The following is a 19,619-nucleotide window of genomic DNA, read 5'->3' as shown; positions in this document are numbered from 1 at the left end:
CGCCCTGTCAATCGCTGTCCATCGCGATTTCCGCGGCCCAAAAAGCAAAACCCCGCCAACGCGGGGTTTTGTGACGTAACGAAATTTTAATAGATTTCGTGGTCAAGCATAGCGGCGCAGACGCATCGCGAATTCTTGCAGTGCTTTAATGCCGCTCTCCTCAGCGCGATGACACCAGTCTTGCAACTGGATCAGCAACTGATCGCGCGATGCATTGGAGCGTTCCCACATTGCCGCCAGCTCATTGCGCAACTCGATGTACGTCTTGAGCTTCTGGCTGTTCGCGAAGATTTGCGGCAACTGGCGCTTCTGAGGCTCGTCCAGACCGGCCTCCTCCTTGTGGAACCAGCTACGCGCGCCGCGCATCACCTGATACTTCTCACGCGCGCCAACTTCCTTCAGATGCGCCAGTTCCTGGCGGTACGCGCGCTCGAGCGCCTTGCCGTAGCGCGCCATCACTTCGTAGCGGTTCGCCAGCACGGCCTGCAACGTGTCCTGATCGAGCACCAGCTTGCCGGTGGTCAGACGCGGCGTGGGCGCGATCTTCTTCACCTTGGCAAGACGGAACGCCGACATGATGCGGATGTACATCCAGCCGATATCGAACTCGTACCACTTGTTCGACAGCTTGGCCGACGTCGCATACGTATGGTGATTGTTATGCAGCTCTTCGCCGCCGATGATGATGCCCCACGGGAATATGTTGGTGCTTGCATCCGACGAGTTGAAGTTGCGGTAGCCCCAGAAATGCGCGAGGCCGTTGACCACGCCAGCGGCCCAGAACGGAATCCAGATCATCTGGACGGCCCAGATCGTCAGCCCGACGACGCCGAACAACGCGACGTTCAGCACCATCATCAGGCTCACGCCGAGGATCGGGTACTTCGTATAGACGTTGCGCTCCATCCAGTCGTTCGGCGTGCCGTGACTGAACTTGCGCATCGTTTCTTCGTTCTTCGCTTCGGCACGGTACAGTTCCGCGCCTTCGAGCAGCACCTTCCAGATGCCGCGCGTTTGCGGGCTGTGCGGATCTTCTTCGGTTTCGCACTTCGCGTGGTGCTTACGGTGAATCGCGGCCCATTGGCCGGTCAGCATGCCGGTGGTCATCCAGAGCCAGAAACGGAAAAAATGACTGACGACCGGATGCAGCTCCAGCGCGCGATGCGCCTGGCAGCGGTGCAGATAGACCGTCACGCCAATGATCGTGATGTGGGTTGCGATCAGCGTGTACAGCACAAGTTGCCACCACGAGAAGTGCAACAGACCGTGGGCAAGAAAATCGAGCAAGGAATTCAACAAGGCAATTTACCTGTGGAACAAGAGACACGAGACACACGCAAAATGCGCATGTCAAGAAAGTGAAAGCATACAGCGGGATTGGACGACATTCTACTTGAAGCGTTCCAAGTGTTTGTAACAAATAGGGATTTTTTGTGCGGTATCAACCGTATGGAACCCGTCGGCGATCTTTTTGAGACCTGCCGGCGGGTTCGAATGCCCGTCAGAGGGCGTTGTCGGCCTGATTCTCTGCCGGTGCGGTCATTGCTACCGGTCGCGGCACTGCGTCGCTCACGTTGCCGACGATTCGCACTTCGCGTTGCGCGAACGGAATCGAGATGTCGTGCTCGGAGAACAGACGCCAGATATTGCGATTGACGGCCGAGCGCACGCTCGCTGTGCCGGTTGCCGCGTCCTCGATCCAGAAGCCGAGTTCGAGATTGATACCGTCGGCGCCGAAGCCGGCGAGATACGGCGTGGGCGCCGGTTCCTGCAACACCCGCGCGACGCCCCCGGCGGCTTGAGTGAGCAATCCCATCGCCTGCTCGACATTGGACGTGTACGCGACCTGTACCGCCACCTTCGCATAGCCGCGGGTCAGATACGACGACTGGTTCTGTACCACATCCGTGATCAGCTTTTCGTTCGGAATCAGCGTTTCGATGCCGTCGAGACCGCGCACCACCGTGTAACGGGTGCGAATCTGCGTAACCATGCCCTGCAAGCCGCTCACGTTGATCGTGTCGCCGATTCGCAGCGAGCGGTCGATCAGGATGATGAAACCCGACACATAGTTGCTGGCGATCTTCTGCAACCCGAACCCGAGCCCCACGCCCAGCGCGCCGCCGAACACGCCCAGCACCGTAATATCGATGCCGACCAGCGACAAGCTGATCAACACCGCCGCCAGCACGAACGCCGCGCGGCCGACCCGCGCCACCACCACTTTCAGATTGGCATCGAGCGTCGTTGAGCGCATCAGCCGGTCTTCGAACGTTGAGCCGAGCCACATCGCGACGATCATCGTCACGCACACCCACAACAGCCCCGTGATGAGCGAGAGCAGCGTCATGTGCGCACTGGCGACCCGGAACTGCACGCTGGCCATCCATTGGATCACGTCGTCCTGAATGCCCATCACGGTGAGCACCATGCCGGCCCAGACGAGCAGCGAGACGATCTTTTCGACCAGAAACAGCCATGGATGGGTCTTGCCATCGTGGCTGAACACCCGTCGCGCGAAGAAAAACACGATGTAAATCAGGCCAATGCCGAACAGCGGCACCAGCGCCAGGTCGAGCAGCGAGGTACGCATGAACTGGCCGGCGATCGCTCTGGCCACCCAGACGAGCGCCGCGCCAATTAGCGGAAAAAACGCGCGGTTCAGGCTTTCCGCGCCGAAGCGCAGCGTCTGGTAGCGCGTCTGGCGCCGCAGATCGAGCGAGCGCCGCAGCACCCGCGCGAGCAGCCACGCGATCGCCAGCGTCCCGAACAGCACGCCGACCTGCCACAGCATCACCGGCTGGCCGAAGTCGCGCGCAAGGTCGCCGAACATATGAGAAACAATGCGGTTTTGCATGATATTGCCGAGATCGCCGGCGCGCCGCGCTCGAAGAAAGAACGCAGGCGCCGGCAAAAGCCTGTTGTGCTTAGCTCTGACGTTCCAGCACGGCGGCGAAGAAGCCGTCGGTGGCGTGGCGGTGCGGCCACAGCGAAAGGTAATCGCCCATTTCCAGATCGATGCGCTGTTCCGCGAGCACGTCGCGCGCGGGCACCAGCGCGAAATCGGGATGATCGGCGAGGAACTGCTGCACGATCGCTTCGTTTTCCGCTTCGAGGATCGAGCAGGTCGCGTAGACGAGCCGGCCACCCTTTTTCACCAGACGCGCGGCGCTGGCCAGAATCGACGCCTGCTTCGGCGCCAGTTCCGCCACCGATTCCGGCGACTGACGCCACTTCAGATCCGGATTACGGCGCAGCGTGCCCAAGCCGCTGCACGGCGCATCGACCAGCACGCGGTCGATCTTGCCGGCCAGACGCTTGATCTTGGCGTCGTGTTCGCTGTCGATCAGCACCGGATTCACGTTCGAGAGCCCGCTGCGCGCAAGGCGCGGCTTGAGCTTGGCGAGGCGCCGCTCGGAGATGTCGAATGCGTAGAGACGCCCGGTGGAGCGCATTGCCGCGCCCAGCGCCAGCGTCTTGCCGCCCGCGCCCGCGCAGAAGTCGACGATCATCTCGCCACGCTTGGGTGCGACCAGCGAGCACAGCAGCTGGCTGCCCTCGTCCTGGACTTCGACCCAGCCGTGCTGGAACGCGTCGAGCTTGGTGAGCGGCGGCTTGCCGACCACGCGCACGCCGAACGGCGCGAACGGCGTCGCGCCGCCCTCGATACCGGCCTTCGACAGCGCGGTCAGCACGTCGTCGCGGCTCGCCTTGATCGGGTTCGCGCGCAGGTCGAGCGGCGCCGGGTAGTTCAGCGCGGCGGCCAGTTGCGCCAGCTCTTCGGCTTCAAACCGCTTGTTCAGCGCCTGGCAGATCCAGTCGGGCAGATTCAGGCGAATCCGCAACGGCAGGCTCGCCGGATCGATCGTCGCAACGTGTTCGAGCCACTTCGATTCGGCTTCGGACACGAACGGCTTGAGCGCCGTGCGGCCGGCCGTCTGCATCAGGCCGAGCAAGGTCATGCGGCGCGCAGGGCTGCCCGCGCCGCTTTCGGCCAGATGGGCGAATTCCATGCGCCGGCGCAGCACCGCGAAGACCGCCTCGGCGATCACGCCGCGCTCGCCGTGCCCAAGCTTCGGGTGCGCGCGAAAGAAGCGGCTGGTGGTGGCGTCGGCCGGGCCGTTCAGTTTCAGGACTTCAGCCAGCAAAGTCTCGGTTTGTCCAATCAGAAAACCATGCAATCTCATACGCCCTCTCCGGCGGTGTGACCGGCAAAGAGCCATTGCGGCTCCGGCGGCGTAAGCGTGACACGCAAGCCGTCGAGAGCAAGACGCCCTTCGACGAACCAGCGCACCGCGCGTGGATAAATAATGTGTTCGGTTGCCAGCACGCGCCCGGCGAGCATGGCGGGGGTGTCGCCTGCGAGCACCGGCACAGCCGCCTGCATGACGATCGGCCCGTGATCGAGCTGCGACGTGACAAAATGCACTGACGCGCCGTGCAGCCGCACGCCCGCGTCGAGCGCCTGCTGATGGGTTTTAAGGCCAGGGAAGCTCGGCAGCAGCGACGGGTGCACGTTCAGCATGCGCCCGGCGTAATGGTCGACGAAACCGGGCGTGAGCACCCGCATGAAGCCGGCGAGAACGACCAGGTCGGGCATAAAGCCGTCGATTTCGCGCGCCAGCGCGGCGTCGAAGCGCTCGCGGTCGGGAAACTGGCGGTGGTCGACCACCGCCGTGGCAATGCCGTGCGACGCCGCGAACGCAAGGCCCGCGGCGTCAGGACGGTTGGCAATCACAGCGGCGACCTGCGCCGGCCAGCCTTCGCGCGAACAGGCGCTAACGATGGCTTCCATGTTGCTGCCCCGCCCGGAAATCAGGATGACGAGTTTTTTCATCCGCGGATTTTATCATTCGGGGACACCGAAACCGCGACGCGCCGCCGTGTCTTGCGCTGAGCGTTTATAATCGTTTGTTTTGCGGCACCTCGGCCACCCTACCTCAAACCCGCTATCGTGAGAGTCTTCCGCGGTCTTCCCAATGCTGAAAGCCGTGCGCCCTGCGCACTGACCATCGGCAACTTCGACGGTGTCCACCGCGGCCATCAGGCTTTGCTCGCCCATGTGCGCGCGGCAGCCGATGCACGCGGCCTGCCCGTCTGCGTGATGACCTTCGAGCCGCACCCGCGCGAGTTCTTCAACCCCGCCGGCGCGCCGCCGCGTATCGCGATGCTGCGCGACAAGCTCGAGGCGCTGCGCACCAACGGCGTCGACCGCGTGGTGGTCGAGCATTTCAATCACACTTTCGCGAGCCAGTCGCCGGATGGGTTCGTCGAACGGATCATCGTCAACGGGCTGCATGCGCGCTGGGTGATGATCGGTGACGACTTCCGCTACGGCGCGAAGCGCGCCGGCGATTTTGCGTCGCTCAAGGCCGCGGGCCAACAGTACGGTTTCGAAGTCGAGCAAATGGCCACGGTGGCCGATCCGTCCGGCGCACGCATTTCCAGTTCGGGCGTGCGCGCGGCGCTGGTGGCGGGCGACCTCGACTCGGCGCGGGCGGCGCTGGGCCGCGACTATCTGATCAGCGGCCACGTCGTACACGGCATGAAACTCGGCCGCGATCTCGGTTTCCCCACGCTCAATCTGCCGATCGCGCACAAGCGCCCGGCGCTCGCCGGTATTTTCGTGGTGCGCGTGCATGGCGTGACCGATGAACCGCTGCCGGGCGTCGCAAGCCTGGGCCTGCGCCCCACCGTCGACGATTCCGGCCGCGTGCTGCTCGAAGTGCACCTGCTCGACTGGCACGGCGACGCGTATGGCAAACTCGTGCGCGTCGAATTCCTCAAGAAGCTGCGCGACGAAGAGAAGTACGTCGACCTCGAAACGCTGACCGCCGCCATTGCGCGCGACGTCGCCAATGCCCGCGCGTGGTTCGCGGCCGTCGGCGCCGGCACGCCGGGCAGCCGTTCCACCGGTTTCGCCACCTCGGCCACCGACCGAATTAGATAGCCGCCGCGGTACATGCGAGCGCTGTCTGTGCCGCCTGTACCCTCGCCGCGCGCATCGAAGGGCGTCCGTGACTCACGCGACATGCCTGCCGGGCGCGCCCAAACGCCCTGCGCATCATGCGCATACCGCGCCCTGCTGCGCATAGAAAGAATTCACCGCGACCTCATCATGAGCAACAAGAAAGCCGATTCGAAACCGCAGTCACGCTACCCGGTCAACCTGCTCGACACGCCGTTCCCGATGCGTGGCGACCTGCCCAGGCGCGAGCCGCAATGGGTAAAGGCCTGGCAGGAACGCAAGGTCTACGAGAAGATCCGCGCCGCCTCCAGGGGCCGTAAGAAGTTCATCCTGCACGACGGCCCGCCGTATGCGAACGGCGACATCCACCTCGGCCACGCGGTGAACAAGATTCTCAAGGACATGATCGTCAAGGCGCGCAATCTGGCGGGTTTCGACGCGGTCTACGTGCCGGGCTGGGATTGCCACGGCATGCCGATCGAAATCCAGATCGAAAAGCAGTTCGGCAAGTCGCTGCCGGCCGCCGAAGTGATGCAGAAGGCGCGCGCCTACGCGACCGAACAGATCGAGAAGCAGAAGGTCGGCTTCCGGCGTCTGGGCGTGCTCGGCGACTGGGACAATCCGTACAGGACGATGAACTTCGCGAACGAAGCCGGCGAAATCCGCGCGCTCGCCGAGATCATGGAAAAGGGCTACGTGTTCCGCGGCCTGAAGCCGGTCAACTGGTGTTTCGACTGCGGCTCGGCGCTCGCCGAAGCGGAAGTCGAATACAAGGACAAGACCGATCCGACCATCGACGTGATGTTCGGCTTCGCCGAGCCGGAAAAGACCGCGCAGGCTTTCGGCCTCGCCGCGCTGCCGCGCAACGAAGGCGGCATCGTGATCTGGACCACCACGCCGTGGACCATCCCCGCCAACCAGGCGTTGAACCTGCATCCGGAAATTGTCTATGCGCTGGTCGATACGCCGCGCGGTCTGCTGATCCTCGCTGAAGAACGTGTCGAGGCCTGCCTGAAGCAATACAGCCTGGAAGGCAGGATCGTCGCGACCACGCCCGGCGCGAAGCTGGTCAACCTGCGCTTCAACCACCCGCTCGCCTCCGCGCATCCGGGCTACAAGCGTACGGCGCCGGTCTATCTCGGCGACTACGTGACGACCGAAACCGGTACGGGTATCGTGCACTCGTCGCCGGCGTACGGCGTGGAAGACTTCGTGTCGTGCAAGGCGCACGGCATGGCCGACTCGGACATCATCAATCCGGTGATGGGCGATGGCCGTTATATCGAATCGCTCGCACTGTTCGGCGGCCTGTCGATCTGGGCGGCGAACCCGCAGATCGTCGAGGCGCTGCAAGCCGCCGGCTCGCTGCTGCGCACCGAGAAGTACACGCATAGCTACATGCACTGCTGGCGCCACAAGACGCCGATCATCTACCGCGCGACCTCGCAATGGTTCGCCGGCATGGACGTGAAGCCGAACGACACCAGCAAGACGCTGCGCGAAACCGCGCTCGAAGGCATCGAGAACACCGCGTTCTATCCGTCGTGGGGTAAGCAGCGCCTGTCCAGCATGATCGCCAACCGGCCTGACTGGACGCTGTCGCGTCAGCGTCAATGGGGCGTGCCGATGGCGTTCTTCGTGCACAAGGAAACTGGCGAGCTGCATCCGCGCACGCTGGAATTGCTCGAAGAAGTCGCGCAACGCGTCGAGAAGGCCGGCATCGAAGCCTGGCAGACGCTCGACCCGCGCGAGCTGATCGGCGACGACGCGAATATGTACGAAAAGAACCGCGACACGCTGGACGTCTGGTTCGATTCCGGCACGACGCACTGGCACGTGCTGCGCGGCTCGCATAACGACGAACTGCAATTCCCGGCCGACCTGTATCTGGAAGGCTCGGACCAGCACCGCGGCTGGTTCCACTCGTCGCTCCTGACCGCGTCGATGCTCGACGGCCGTCCGCCGTACAACGCGCTGCTCACGCACGGCTTCACCGTCGACGGCGAAGGCCGCAAGATGAGCAAGTCGCTCGGCAACGGTATCGATCCGCATGAGGTGGCGAACCGCCTCGGCGCGGAAATCATCCGTCTGTGGATTGCCTCGACCGATTACTCGGGCGAACTGGCGATCTCCGAGGAAATCCTGAAGCGCGTGACGGAAGGCTATCGCCGCATCCGCAACACACTGCGCTTCCTGCTCGCGAACCTGTCCGACTTCGATTTCGCGCAGCACGCGCGTCCGGTCGAAGACTGGCTCGAGATCGATCGCTATGCGGTGGCGCTGTCGGCGAATCTGCAAAACGACATCCTCTCGCATTACGACAAGTATGAGTTCCACCCGGTGGTCGCCAAGCTGCAGACGTTCTGCTCGGAAGACCTCGGCGGCTTCTATCTGGACGTGCTGAAAGACCGCCTGTACACGACCGCTGTGGATTCCGTCGCGCGCCGTTCGGCGCAGACCGCGCTGTATCACATCGCGCACGGCCTGCTGCGCCTGATGGCGCCGTTTCTGTCGTTCACCGCCGAAGAAGCGTGGAAGGTGTTCGAGCCGAATAGCGAAACCATCTTCACCGAGACGTATCACGCGTTCCCCGCAGTGCCGGACGCCGGCGCCCTGCTCGACAAATGGACGCTGCTGCGCGCCGCGCGCAGCGATGTGACCAAGGCGCTGGAAGAAGCGCGCGTGGCGAACCTGATCGGTTCGTCGCTGCAGGCGGAAGTCGAAATCCGCGCGAGCGGTGCGCGTTACGACGCGCTCGCGAGCCTCGCCGACGACCTGAAGTTCGTGCTGATCACGTCGGCGGCGAACGTCGTGAAAGTCGGCAGCGAAGCGGAAGAAGGCGTCGAAGTGATCGCCTCGAAGTATCTGAAGTGCGAACGCTGCTGGCACTACCGCGCGGACGTCGGCGCGAACGCCGAACACCCCACGCTGTGCGGCCGGTGCTTCAGCAACCTGTTCGGCAACGGTGAATCGAGGAGCGCGGCATAATGGCGAGAACCGTGTCGAAATCGTCGTCCGGAAGCGGTTCGCTGGCGCCCTGGCTCGGCGTCGCGCTGATCGTGATCCTGTTCGATCAGCTGACGAAAATCGCGATCCAGAAGGTGTTTGCCTACGGTGTTGCGCATGAGGTCACGCCGTTTTTCAACCTGATCCTCGTGTACAACCGCGGCGCAGCGTTCAGCTTCCTCGCGATGGCGGGCGGCTGGCAACGCTGGGCGTTCACCGCACTCGGCGTAGTCGCGGCGCTGGTGATCGGCTATCTGCTCAAGCGCCATGGCGCGCAGAAGATGTTCTGCACGGCGCTCTCGCTGATTCTCGGCGGCGCGCTCGGCAACGTGATCGACCGGCTGGCGTACGGCCACGTGATCGACTTTCTCGATTTCCACGTGCGCACGTGGCACTGGCCGGCGTTCAATCTCGCCGACAGCGCGATCACGATCGGCGCGATCCTGCTGGTGCTCGACGAGTTGCGGCGCGTGCGCGGCGCGCGCTAACGCCGCTCAGGTTCGCCTGGGTTCGCGCTCAGGTTTGCTTTGAAGGCCGGCGGCGGTGCAGTGCGCCGCTGCTCGCCACCACGCTTTGTCGGAGGCTTTCGTTGGCAACCGCAGAACTCGCAGGAAAACACCTCGTCCTCGGCATGACGGGCGGGATTGCCTGCTACAAGGTCGCCGAACTCACGCGTCTGCTGACCAAGGCAGGCGCGGCCGTGCAGGTCGTGATGACCGAAGCGGCCACGCAATTCATCACCCCCGTCACCATGCAGGCGCTGTCGGGCCGTCCGGTCTACACGAGCCAGTGGGACGCGCGTGTGCCGAACAACATGGCGCACATCGATCTGTCGCGTGAAGCGGATGCGATCGTGATCGCGCCCGCCTCCACCGACTTCCTCGCCAGGCTCGCGCACGGCATGGCCGACGATCTGCTGTCGACGTTGTGCGTCGCGCGCGATTGTCCGCTGCTCGTCGTGCCGGCGATGAACCGGCAGATGTGGCAGAACCCCGCGACGCAACGCAACGTCGCGCAACTGCGCGTGGACGGTATCGAGGTGCTCGGTCCCGATTCGGGTCCGCAAGCGTGCGGGGAAATCGGCGACGGGCGGATGCTGGAAGCGTCGGCGACCTATGAAGCGATCGCTTCATTCTTTTCGCCCAAAATTCTGACTGGCCGGCGCGTGTTGCTGACCGCCGGCCCGACGTTCGAACCGCTCGATCCGGTGCGCGGCATCACCAATCGTTCGAGCGGCAAGATGGGCTTCGCACTGGCTCGCGCTGCGCAGCAAGCGGGCGCCGAGGTGCATCTGGTTGCCGGCCCGGTGGCGCTGGAAACCCCGTGGGGCGTGTTCCGCGAAGACGTGCAAACCGCCCAGCAGATGCACGACGCGGTCATGCACTCGGTCGCCGACTGCGACATCTTCATCGGTGTGGCCGCGGTCGCCGACTGGCGCGTCGATCACGCGAGCGAACACAAGATCAAGAAGACCGCCGAGCGCACGATGCCGACTTTCACATTCGTCGAAAATCCGGATATTCTGGCCTCGGTAGCGAAGCTGCCGAATCCGCCCTTTGCGGTCGGTTTCGCGGCGGAAAGCGGCGAGCTCGAAGTGCATGGCGAAGAAAAGCGCGTGCGCAAAAAGGTGCCGCTCCTGATCGGCAATCTCGGCCCGCTGACCTTCGGCCTCGACGATAACGAAGTGATCCTGTTCGAAGCTGGCGGCGCCACCAGGCTGCCGCGCGCCGACAAGCAGACGCTCGCGCGCGCGCTGATTACGGAGATCGCCAGGCGTCTGCCCGACACTAGCCTGATTCGCTGAAGCTGCCCGCTGCGACGCACGCTGCGCATTCAGCATGCCTTGCCGCGAGTCGCCCGAGCGCACTGAATCATCTGGAGCAGTACTGACATGACGCTACTTTCCGTGCTCGATCAAACGCCCGTGATCGACGGGCACTCGGTGGCGGACGCGATCGCCGCCACCGTCGAACTGGCGCAACTCGCCGACGACCTCGGCTACACACGCTACTGGTGCGCTGAACACCACGGCCTGCGCGGCGTGTCGAATCCCTGTCCCGAGGTGATGCTCGCGCACCTCGGCAGCGTGACCAAACGTATCCGCATCGGCTCCGGCGGCGTGATGCTGCCGTACTACAGCCCGTTCAAAGTCGCCGAGCAATTCATGATGCTCGAGGCGCTGTTTCCCAATCGTATCGATCTCGGCGTGGGACGCGCGCCGGGCGGAGACATGCAAACGGCGCAAGCGGTGGCAGCCGGCGCCTACAATCGCGGCGACATTTTCCCGCAGCAGGTCGCGGACCTGGTCGGCCTGATGCACGGCCCGCTGCCCGAGGGCCATCTCGCGCGCGGCGTACTGCTGCAACCGCAAGTCGCCACGCGCCCGCAACTCTGGATGCTCGGTTCGAGCGAATTCGGCGGCCTGCTCGCAGCGCAACTTGGTATCCGCTTCGCGTTCGCGCATTTCATCAACGCGCACTTCGGGCACCAGGTGGCGCTGGCCTATCGTGAACGCTTTAAAGCTAGCCTGGAAGCAGACCAGCCGTATCTGGCAGCCGCCGTGTTCGTGATTTGCGCCGACACCGAACAGGAAGCCGTCGACCTGGAAAAGGCGGTCGACCTGCGCCGCGTGCAGATGGCCCTTGGCCTGAATGCGCCGATTCCGACGGTCGAGCAAGGCGCGGCGCAAGAATACGGCGTACGCGAGCAACTGGTGATCGACCGCGAAAAGCCGCGCAGTATCATCGGCACGCCGGAGACCGTGACCGAGCGCCTCCAGGATTTGCAGGCGCAATTCCTGGCCGACGAACTGATCGTACTCACCGTAGCGGGCAGCTATCGTGCCCGGCTGCGCTCCTATGAACTCCTGGCCGACGCGTTCCAACTCGGACGCCAGGCTCCCACCTCTTAACCTTTCGAACCTGCATGAAACTCGACCTGAAGATTCTCGACGCGCGGATGCGCGACCAACTCCCGGCCTACGCAACCACCGGCAGCGCGGGCCTCGACCTGCGCGCCTGCCTCGACGAAGCGTTGACGCTCGCGCCCGGCGACACCGCGCTAGTGCCGACGGGTCTGGCGATTCACGTCGGCGATCCCGGTTATGCGGCCTTGATCCTGCCGCGCTCGGGTTTGGGTCATAAGCACGGGATCGTGCTGGGCAATCTGGTCGGCCTGATCGATTCGGATTACCAGGGGCAGCTGATGATTTCGACGTGGAACCGCGGCGAGACCACCTTCGTGCTGAATCCGATGGAGCGCCTCGCACAACTCGTAATCGTGCCGGTCGTGCAGGCCGCGTTCAACATCGTCGACGATTTCGCGGAAAGCGAACGCGGCGCGGGCGGTTTCGGCAGCACCGGCAAGCACTGATCCTTCGCTTCGCTGCGCGGGACGCGGAGCAAGGTCGTTCAGAACGCAAAAAGCAGAACGGCGCGGGGTTCAACCCGCGCCGTTCTGCTTTCAGATGAAGCTAAACGCAGTCAACTTCGCGCCAGCCAACTTCGCGCTTACTCGACTTCGACCGCTTCCGGATTCGGATTGCGCGGCGCCGGATGTTCGTCGAAGGTCAGTTGCACCTTGTCGTCCGCATCGACGTCCACCGTCACACGGCCGCCGTTCATCAGCTTGCCGAACAGCAGCTCGTCGGCCAGTGCACGACGGATCGTGTCCTGGATCAGGCGCTGCATTGGCCGCGCGCCCATCAACGGATCGAAACCGTGCTTGGCGAGATGCTTGCGCAGCGCGTCGGTGAAGAGCGCATCGACCTTCTTCTCGTGCAACTGATCTTCCAGTTGCATCAGGAACTTGTCGACCACGCGCATGATGATTTCTTCATCGAGCGAGCGGAAGCTGATCGTCGCGTCCAGACGGTTACGAAACTCCGGCGTGAACATGCGCTTGATGTCGACCATTTCGTCGCCGGTTTCCCGGCGACTCGTGAAACCGATCACCGACTTGCCCATCGTCTCGGCGCCCGCGTTCGTCGTCATGATGATGATGACGTTGCGGAAATCCGCCTTGCGGCCGTTGTTGTCCGTCAGCGTACCGTGATCCATCACCTGCAGCAGCACGTTGTAGATGTCCGGATGCGCCTTCTCGATTTCGTCGAGCAGCAGCACGCAATGCGGCTTCTTCGTGACAGCTTCGGTCAGCAGACCGCCCTGGTCGAAACCGACATAGCCCGGCGGCGCGCCGATCAGGCGGCTCACCGCATGACGCTCCATGTATTCCGACATGTCGAAGCGGATCAGCTCGATCCCCAGCGTGAACGCCAGTTGCTTCGCCACTTCCGTCTTGCCGACGCCCGTGGGGCCGGAAAACAGGAACGCGCCGATCGGCTTGTCCAGCTTGCCGAGGCCCGCGCGCGCCATCTTGATCGCGGCCGACAACGCGTCGATGGCCGGGTCTTGCCCGAACACCACGCTCTTCAGATCGCGATCCAGCGTTTGCAGCTTGCTGCGGTCGTCTTGCGACACGCTTTGCGCCGGCACGCGCGCGATCTTCGAAATGATTTCTTCGATCTCGTTCTTGCCGATAGTCTTTTTCTGCTTCGACTTCGGCAGGATGCGTTGCGCCGCGCCCGCTTCGTCGATCACGTCGATCGCCTTGTCCGGCAAATGACGATCCGTAATGAAGCGCGCCGACAACTCAGCCGCCGCCGACAGCGCACCCGACGAATACTTTACGCCGTGATGCTCTTCGAAACGCGACTTCAGGCCGCGCAGGATCGCTACCGTCTGCTCGACGGTCGGCTCGGTCACGTCGATCTTCTGGAACCGGCGCGACAACGCCGCGTCTTTTTCGAAGATGCCGCGATATTCAGTGAACGTCGTGGCGCCGATGCACTTGAGCGTTCCCGACGACAATGCCGGCTTCAGCAAATTCGACGCGTCCAGCGTGCCGCCCGACGCAGCGCCTGCGCCGATCAGCGTATGAATTTCGTCGATGAACAGGATGGCATGCGGACGTTCCTTCAATTCCTTGAGGACCGTCTTCAGACGTTGTTCGAAGTCGCCGCGATACTTGGTGCCGGCGAGCAGTGCGCCCATGTCGAGCGAATACACCTGGGCGTCCGCGAGAATGTCCGGCACTTCGCCGCGCGTGATGCGCCAGGCGAGCCCTTCGGCGATCGCCGTCTTGCCGACGCCGGCCTCACCGACCAGCAGCGGATTGTTCTTGCGGCGGCGGCACAGCACCTGCACCACGCGCTCGACTTCCGACTCGCGCCCGATCAACGGATCGATGCGGCCGTCTTTCGCCATCTGGTTCAGGTTCTGCGTGAACTGGGCCAGCGGGGTTTCCTTCTGCGCGGCGGCCTCGTCGGACTCGGCATTCGCGTCGCTCGCTTTCGCGGCGTCCGTGCTGCTCGTCTTCGCAATGCCGTGCGAGATGAAGTTCACCACATCCAGACGCGTCACGCCCTGCTGTTGCAGGTAGTACACCGCGTGCGAATCCTTCTCGCCGAAGATTGCCACTAGCACGTTCGCGCCGGTCACTTCCTTCTTGCCGTTCGAGGTGGATTGCACATGCATGATCGCGCGCTGAATCACACGCTGAAAGCCTAATGTGGGCTGCGTGTCGACGTCATCCGTGCCGGGCACGGTAGGCGTGTTGTCATGAATGAAGTTGCGCAGGTTCTGGCGCAGATCCTCGATATTGGCCGCGCATGCACGCAACACCTCCGCGGCCGTCGGATTGTCCAACAGCGCCAGCAAAAGATGTTCGACCGTTATGAACTCGTGCCGCGCCTGGCGTGCTTCCATGAACGCCATGTGCAGGCTGACTTCCAGTTCCTGGGCAATCATGCTTCCTCCATCACACACTGCAGCGGATGCCCGGCCTGCCGTGCGTGGGTAACGACTTGCTCGACTTTGGTCGACGCGATGTCCCGCGTATAGACCCCACAAACTCCCCTGCCCTCGCGATGCACCTTCAACATAACCTGCGTTGCGGTTTCACGATCTTTATTGAAATACTCTTGCACGATCATCACGACAAATTCCATTGGCGTGAAGTCGTCGTTCAGCAGCACCACCTTGTACATGGAAGGCGGCTTCAGCTTCTTTTCCTGCCGCTCCAGTACGGTGCCGTCCTGCTTGTCCGGGATAATCGCCATACACCCATTCTAAACAACTAGGACAGGCCCGCAATCCTGTCAAAACCCGACCGTCCGGCCGGTGAGCCCGTTCGCCAGCGCCTGATGGGTAACTCCCCCCATGCGTGCGTCATTCCGCGAGCCGATTGCGGAGCCGGCCCCTATCCAGTGATGCATCGCGGCCGTGCTGCGCCGCAGTCGGATCGAGTATCGCACAACCTGCCGGAGCGGGTTGCCAGCAGCGGACGACCCGCAGAACAGCAGGTGAGTCGATTATGCGACTTTTCAAGACGGCACGCTTGCGCAACCGCACATAACAAAAGCGGGAAAAACCCTGGAAATCGACTGTTTGCAACGGGGCAACGAGCATCTCAAAATTTTCTTGACACTCGAATAAAGAGCCTCAACAATCAAGCTGGCACTTTTTTCACCGAGCCATAATTTCGAAAAAATGCCGATGGTGAGCTTGTGAGGAGGGAGCGGCTGCATCACGCGGTCGTGGAGCTTTTCGAGGGCTCGTGGTAGTGACATGAGTTACAGGGGAAGTTGGAATGGCAACTGGTACGGTCAAATGGTTCAATGACGCAAAAGGTTTCGGATTCATCACGCCTGACGAAGGTGGTGAGGATCTGTTTGCACACTTCTCGGCCATCCAGATGAATGGGTTCAAGACCCTCAAGGAAGGCCAGAAAGTAACCTTCGAGGTCGTGCAAGGCCCGAAAGGCAAGCAGGCATCGAACATCCAGGCACCTGCCTGAAACCGTTCGGTACCCGATCCTTTGAAACCCGGCTTCGTGCCGGGTTTCTTTTTCCGGCTTCCCCCTAAACCGGCCGGACGCTCACCGCACGCGTCATACCACTCTCAGCGTGCCCATCATGCCGAGATCCTCATGTTCGAGGATGTGGCAATGGAACATGCGCTCTCCCGCCATCCGCTGCACGGTGGCGATCCGCACGATTTCGTCCGGCCGCACGTTGACCGTATCGCGCCACGCGCGATACGGCTCGGGCGTGACCGCGCCACCCCGCTCCCGCTCGACGATCTGAAACTGCGTGCCGTGCAGATGGAACGGATGATCCATATCGGTGCGGTTCTCGATCGACCAGAGTTCGATTTCGTCGCGCCGGCTGGTGAGCGTAATGCGCGATGGGTCGAAAACCTGACCGTTGATCATGAACGTCATGCCGGCCGGCATGGTGTTGCCACGCGTGTTGCCATGCGCGGCTGACGCCTTCGGGCCGTGCATCGCAGCCATGTCCATCTGCTCGGAGAACACCACGGACTTCTTCGCCACCGGCGTGCCGAGCGGCGCCACGAGGCGCAACGTCGCCGGCAACTCGCGCGCCCTCGCGCCAGGTGGCGGATTAAAGCTAATGTCGGCGAGGGCACGGACCGGATCAGGCGGCAGGCTGCCATGCGACATCGCCATCTTGCGGCGGTCGTAGACGTCGGCGCTCAGCACCGCTCGCGAAGGGTTCGCCCCCGCGCGGACGATCACCTCGGCGCGCTCGCCAGGCGCCAGCAACAACTCTGTGAGACCGTCGCGCGGTTGCCCCAGCAGGCCGCCGTCTGTGCCCACTTGCGCAAAATGTTGTTCGTCGCCGAGCGAAAATCTCAAATAACGGGCACTGCATCCATTCCACAGACGCCAACGCTCGTCCTTCGTGATCTCGATGCGCGGACGGCGTGCGCCGTTCACCAGCACGAACTGGCCTTCCCGGCCGTTCATCCAGTCCATCATGTCGTTCGGCGGGATGACGCCGTCGCTGGCGAGTTTCAGGTCCGAGAAGAACAGATGGCGCTCGGGCCAGGCGGTCAGCGGATCGTCGGCGGCGCGCACCACGATGGGGCCGGCGAGGCCGCGAAACACCTGCTCCGCCGACCTCATGTGCGGATGCGGGTGATACCAGTAAGTGCCGGCGCTACCCCGCGGCAGCGTGAAGCGGTACACATGCGACGCGCCCGGCGCGACCGGCGTCGACGGATTGCCGTCCTGGTCGGGCGGCACCGGCAAGCCGTGCCAATGAATCGTCGACGCTTGCGGCAGACGGTTGACGAAGCGGATCTCGACGGTGTCGCCTTCGCGGACATCGATTAACGGGCCGACGACTGGACCTTCAGCCTGCATGACGCGCGCGATTGCGCTGCCTGGATTGCCGCCCTGGTCGTATTGCCAGAAGGTGGTGGACGGCTTGTCGGGCAGCAGCTTGCGTTTGACCGGTTGTGCGATCAAGGTCGCGCGGAACACACCAGGCTCGCGGCTTTCGTTGGCGAGCGTACGCAAAGTGGCGAGCGGCGCGCCGGCCGGCAGCGCGTCGGGAGCGGCCAGTACCGCGGCCGCCGGCCTGGCCGCTTTGTGCGCGGACATCGACGGCATGCCGGACATGTCCATGTCGCCCATATCGTCCATGCCGGACATCTTGTGCATCGAATGAGCGTCGTGCTGTGCGAACGCGCTGCGCGCGAACAGCGACGCAGCTGCCGCGCTCAACGCGCGGGCGAGAAATTGCCTGCGAATCATGAATGATTTCCTCTGCCTGGTTCAGATAGCGGGACAGGCGCCGGGGCGAGTCCACGCTGGATCGTTCAAGGGCCGGCCTATGGAAGGGAATCGCGGCCTTTGCCTTGCGGCGCGCAGTGCGTCGGCGCGCGCAACGATCAGGCTATCGGCGGCCGCAACAGGGGCGCATGGATGACGCCGGTGCGCTGCGTCTCCGCAAGCGATTGCGGCAGCGCCGCGCGGAACGCGCGCGGCTCGAAAGCGAATGCGACGAACAATGCGCCGCAATGCGCGCCGCACGAGGTCGAACAGCAGAAAGAATGATCATGTCGACAGAGCGTCCCGGAAGCAGCCATGCCGGCACAGTGCGCGGTTTCGCTCACGGCGGTCGACGTATCGTCGACGGAATGGACAATCTGCATCGCGCGAACGCTCTTCATCGGCGCCGTGGCATGTTCATGCGCGAACGCACCTTGCGTTGCAAACAACGCGAGGGACAGCACGATGAGGATTCGCCACACAGAGGTCATTGCAGAATGAACTAGTACGATACGAGTACGACGCGGATGCGATGCGCGGAAAGCCAGCAGTCGAAGAATCATAACGCAAGCGGCTTTCGGCTCGGTGTGGGCGCGCGTATTCGACACATCGGCAGGCACAAAAAACCCCGGTCGCCTCGCGGCGCCGGGGTTTTCAATTCAGGCCGGATAAACCGGCTCGAACCGCTTACATTGCTTACATATTCTCGATCATCACCTGCCCGAAGCCCGAGCAGGACACTTGTGTCGCGCCCTCCATCAGACGCGCGAAGTCATACGTGACCCGCTTTTGCAGAATCGACTTTTCCATCGACTTGATGATCAGGTCCGCGGCTTCAATCCAGCCCAGGTGGCGCAGCATCATTTCCGCCGAGAGAATTTCCGACCCCGGATTCACGTAGTCTTTGCCCGCGTACTTCGGCGCGGTGCCGTGCGTGGCTTCGAACATCGCGACCGAATCCGACATGTTCGCGCCCGGCGCGATGCCGATACCGCCGACTTGCGCCGCCAGCGCGTCCGAAACGTAGTCGCCGTTCAGGTTGAGCGTGGCGATCACGTCGTATTCAGCCGGACGCAACAGGATCTGCTGCAGGAACGCGTCAGCGATCACGTCCTTGATGACGATGTCGCTGCCCGACTTCGGATTCTTGAACTTCATCCACGGGCCGCCGTCGACCAGCTCCGCGCCGAATTCCTTTTGCGCCAGCGCATAGCCGTAGTCGCGGAACGCGCCTTCCGTGAACTTCATGATGTTGCCCTTGTGCACCAGCGTGACCGAACGGCGATCGTTGTCGATCGCGTACTGGATCGCCTTGCGCACCAGACGCTCCGTGCCCTCGCGCGACACCGGCTTGATGCCGATGCCCGACGTTTCCGGGAAACGGATCTTCTTCACACCCATTTCTTCCTGCAGGAACTTGATGATCTTCCTGGCCTGTTCCGATTCAGCCGGCCACTCGATGCCGGCGTAGATGTCTTCCGAGTTCTCGCGGAAGATCACCATGTTGGTCTTTTCCGGCGCGCGAACCGGCGAAGGCACGCCCTTGAAGTACTGCACCGGGCGCAAACAGACATACAGGTCCAGTTCCTGCCGCAGCGCGACGTTCAGCGAACGGATGCCGCCGCCCACCGGCGTGGTGAGCGGACCTTTGATCGACACGACGTATTCCTTCAGCACCTGCATCGACTCTTCCGGCAGCCAAACGTCCGGGCCATACACCTTGGTTGCCTTCTCGCCGGCGTAGATTTCCATCCAGTGGATTTTTTTCTTGCCTGCGTACGCTTTTTCAACTGCCGCATCCACCACCTTGAGCATCACCGGGGTGATGTCGGCACCCGTACCGTCGCCTTCGATAAACGGGATGATCGGCTGGTCGGAAACGTTGAGCGAGAAATCTGCGTTGACGGTGATCTTGTCACCGCCGGTAGGAACCTTGATGTGCTGATACGGCATGATCGGACTCCAGTGATGGCTGTGCTGAAAGCTGATGGGAGACTGCGAAACCGGG

The 19,619-nt window shown here is 62.9% G+C and carries 16 protein-coding genes; 7 read left to right on the top strand and 9 right to left on the bottom strand.

The genetic code is table 11. From position 1 onward, the window contains the following. Nucleotides 1-102: 102 nt before the first annotated feature. The 4 genes from AC3WLT_RS03450 to purN form a co-directional block, all read right to left on the bottom strand. Entirely contained in the window at nt 103-1,299 is a 1,197-nt protein-coding gene (locus AC3WLT_RS03450; protein ID WP_492590527.1) for a DesA family fatty acid desaturase, read from the bottom strand. Between the two features lie 202 nt (nt 1,300-1,501). Continuing rightward, entirely contained in the window at nt 1,502-2,857 is a 1,356-nt protein-coding gene (locus AC3WLT_RS03445) for a mechanosensitive ion channel family protein (RefSeq protein WP_492590526.1), read from the bottom strand. Nucleotides 2,858-2,927: 70 nt separating this feature from the next. Continuing rightward, nucleotides 2,928-4,187, bottom strand: a complete 1,260-nt coding sequence (locus AC3WLT_RS03440) for an RsmB/NOP family class I SAM-dependent RNA methyltransferase (RefSeq protein ID WP_492590525.1) — start codon at nt 4,185-4,187, stop codon at nt 2,928-2,930. Next, nucleotides 4,184-4,837, bottom strand: coding sequence for a phosphoribosylglycinamide formyltransferase (gene purN / locus AC3WLT_RS03435; RefSeq protein ID WP_492590524.1), 654 nt, complete (start codon nt 4,835-4,837; stop codon nt 4,184-4,186). The genes AC3WLT_RS03440 and purN overlap by 4 nt, the downstream gene beginning before the upstream one ends. Nucleotides 4,838-4,954: 117 nt before the next feature. On the opposite strand from purN, the gene AC3WLT_RS03430 reads away from it, so the two are divergent. From AC3WLT_RS03430 to dut, 6 genes are all read left to right on the top strand, one after another. Continuing rightward, nucleotides 4,955-5,950, top strand: a complete 996-nt coding sequence (locus AC3WLT_RS03430) for a bifunctional riboflavin kinase/FAD synthetase (protein ID WP_492590523.1) — start codon at nt 4,955-4,957, stop codon at nt 5,948-5,950. A gap of 168 nt (nt 5,951-6,118) precedes the next feature. After that, a complete protein-coding gene (gene ileS, locus AC3WLT_RS03425) occupies nt 6,119-8,956 on the top strand; it encodes an isoleucine--tRNA ligase (protein WP_492590522.1) in 2,838 nt (945 codons plus the stop codon). After that, nucleotides 8,956-9,462 carry a signal peptidase II gene (gene lspA, locus AC3WLT_RS03420; RefSeq protein ID WP_492590521.1) on the top strand — a complete coding sequence of 169 codons (507 nt, stop codon included), beginning with the start codon at nt 8,956-8,958 and terminating at the stop codon, nt 9,460-9,462. The genes ileS and lspA overlap by 1 nt, the downstream gene beginning before the upstream one ends. A 101-nt stretch (nt 9,463-9,563) precedes the next feature. Beyond that, nucleotides 9,564-10,778 (top strand): bifunctional phosphopantothenoylcysteine decarboxylase/phosphopantothenate--cysteine ligase CoaBC, encoded by a 1,215-nt coding sequence (gene coaBC / locus AC3WLT_RS03415; protein ID WP_492590520.1) that lies wholly within the window; start codon nt 9,564-9,566, stop codon nt 10,776-10,778. Nucleotides 10,779-10,865: 87 nt separating this feature from the next. Further along, nucleotides 10,866-11,885, top strand: a complete 1,020-nt coding sequence (locus tag AC3WLT_RS03410; RefSeq protein WP_492590519.1) for an LLM class flavin-dependent oxidoreductase — start codon at nt 10,866-10,868, stop codon at nt 11,883-11,885. Nucleotides 11,886-11,899: 14 nt separating this feature from the next. After that, nucleotides 11,900-12,346: a dUTP diphosphatase gene (gene dut, locus AC3WLT_RS03405; RefSeq protein ID WP_115098837.1), complete on the top strand. Its 447-nt coding sequence runs from the start codon at nt 11,900-11,902 to the stop codon at nt 12,344-12,346. Between the two features lie 137 nt (nt 12,347-12,483). On the opposite strand, the gene clpA is transcribed toward dut, so the two are convergent. Together clpA and clpS are read right to left on the bottom strand one after the other, a co-directional pair. Beyond that, a complete protein-coding gene (gene clpA / locus AC3WLT_RS03400; protein WP_492590518.1) occupies nt 12,484-14,781 on the bottom strand; it encodes an ATP-dependent Clp protease ATP-binding subunit ClpA in 2,298 nt (765 codons plus the stop codon). Further along, the gene (gene clpS / locus AC3WLT_RS03395) at nt 14,778-15,092 is read right to left on the bottom strand and encodes an ATP-dependent Clp protease adapter ClpS (protein ID WP_006050100.1); all 315 of its coding nucleotides are present in this window, start codon (nt 15,090-15,092) and stop codon (nt 14,778-14,780) included. Before clpS ends, clpA begins: the two co-directional genes overlap by 4 nt. Nucleotides 15,093-15,622: 530 nt before the next feature. Between clpS and AC3WLT_RS03390 the strand changes: the two genes are divergently transcribed. Then, nucleotides 15,623-15,829 (top strand): cold-shock protein, encoded by a 207-nt coding sequence (locus AC3WLT_RS03390; protein ID WP_007180614.1) that lies wholly within the window; start codon nt 15,623-15,625, stop codon nt 15,827-15,829. 93 nt (nt 15,830-15,922) lie between these two features. On the opposite strand, the gene AC3WLT_RS03385 is transcribed toward AC3WLT_RS03390, so the two are convergent. The 3 genes from AC3WLT_RS03385 to icd all read right to left on the bottom strand — a co-directional run bounded on the left by AC3WLT_RS03385 (nt 15,923) and on the right by icd (nt 19,564). Continuing rightward, entirely contained in the window at nt 15,923-17,593 is a 1,671-nt protein-coding gene (locus tag AC3WLT_RS03385; RefSeq protein WP_492590517.1) for a multicopper oxidase family protein, read from the bottom strand. Between the two features lie 137 nt (nt 17,594-17,730). After that, nucleotides 17,731-18,093, bottom strand: a complete 363-nt coding sequence (locus AC3WLT_RS03380; protein ID WP_492590516.1) for a hypothetical protein — start codon at nt 18,091-18,093, stop codon at nt 17,731-17,733. A 214-nt stretch (nt 18,094-18,307) separates the two neighbouring features. Next, nucleotides 18,308-19,564 (bottom strand): NADP-dependent isocitrate dehydrogenase, encoded by a 1,257-nt coding sequence (icd, locus tag AC3WLT_RS03375; RefSeq protein ID WP_492590515.1) that lies wholly within the window; start codon nt 19,562-19,564, stop codon nt 18,308-18,310. Nucleotides 19,565-19,619: the final 55 nt, after the last annotated feature.

This window comes from Paraburkholderia sp. FW306-2-2C-D06C, assembly GCF_058781505.1.
This window is presented reverse-complemented; position numbering and strand designations above follow the sequence as displayed.

Coding starts and splice junctions, on each gene's coding strand:
- AC3WLT_RS03445 (WP_492590526.1), bottom strand. CDS start 2,857: ATGCAAAACCGCATTGTTTCTCATATGTTCGGCGACCTTGCGCGCGAC.
- AC3WLT_RS03440 (WP_492590525.1), bottom strand. CDS start 4,187: ATGAGATTGCATGGTTTTCTGATTGGACAAACCGAGACTTTGCTGGCT.
- purN (WP_492590524.1), bottom strand. CDS start 4,837: ATGAAAAAACTCGTCATCCTGATTTCCGGGCGGGGCAGCAACATGGAA.
- ileS (WP_492590522.1), top strand. CDS start 6,119: ATGAGCAACAAGAAAGCCGATTCGAAACCGCAGTCACGCTACCCGGTC.
- lspA (WP_492590521.1), top strand. CDS start 8,956: ATGGCGAGAACCGTGTCGAAATCGTCGTCCGGAAGCGGTTCGCTGGCG.
- AC3WLT_RS03410 (WP_492590519.1), top strand. CDS start 10,866: ATGACGCTACTTTCCGTGCTCGATCAAACGCCCGTGATCGACGGGCAC.
- dut (WP_115098837.1), top strand. CDS start 11,900: ATGAAACTCGACCTGAAGATTCTCGACGCGCGGATGCGCGACCAACTC.
- clpA (WP_492590518.1), bottom strand. CDS start 14,781: ATGATTGCCCAGGAACTGGAAGTCAGCCTGCACATGGCGTTCATGGAA.
- clpS (WP_006050100.1), bottom strand. CDS start 15,092: ATGGCGATTATCCCGGACAAGCAGGACGGCACCGTACTGGAGCGGCAG.
- AC3WLT_RS03390 (WP_007180614.1), top strand. CDS start 15,623: ATGGCAACTGGTACGGTCAAATGGTTCAATGACGCAAAAGGTTTCGGA.
- AC3WLT_RS03385 (WP_492590517.1), bottom strand. CDS start 17,593: ATGATTCGCAGGCAATTTCTCGCCCGCGCGTTGAGCGCGGCAGCTGCG.
- icd (WP_492590515.1), bottom strand. CDS start 19,564: ATGCCGTATCAGCACATCAAGGTTCCTACCGGCGGTGACAAGATCACC.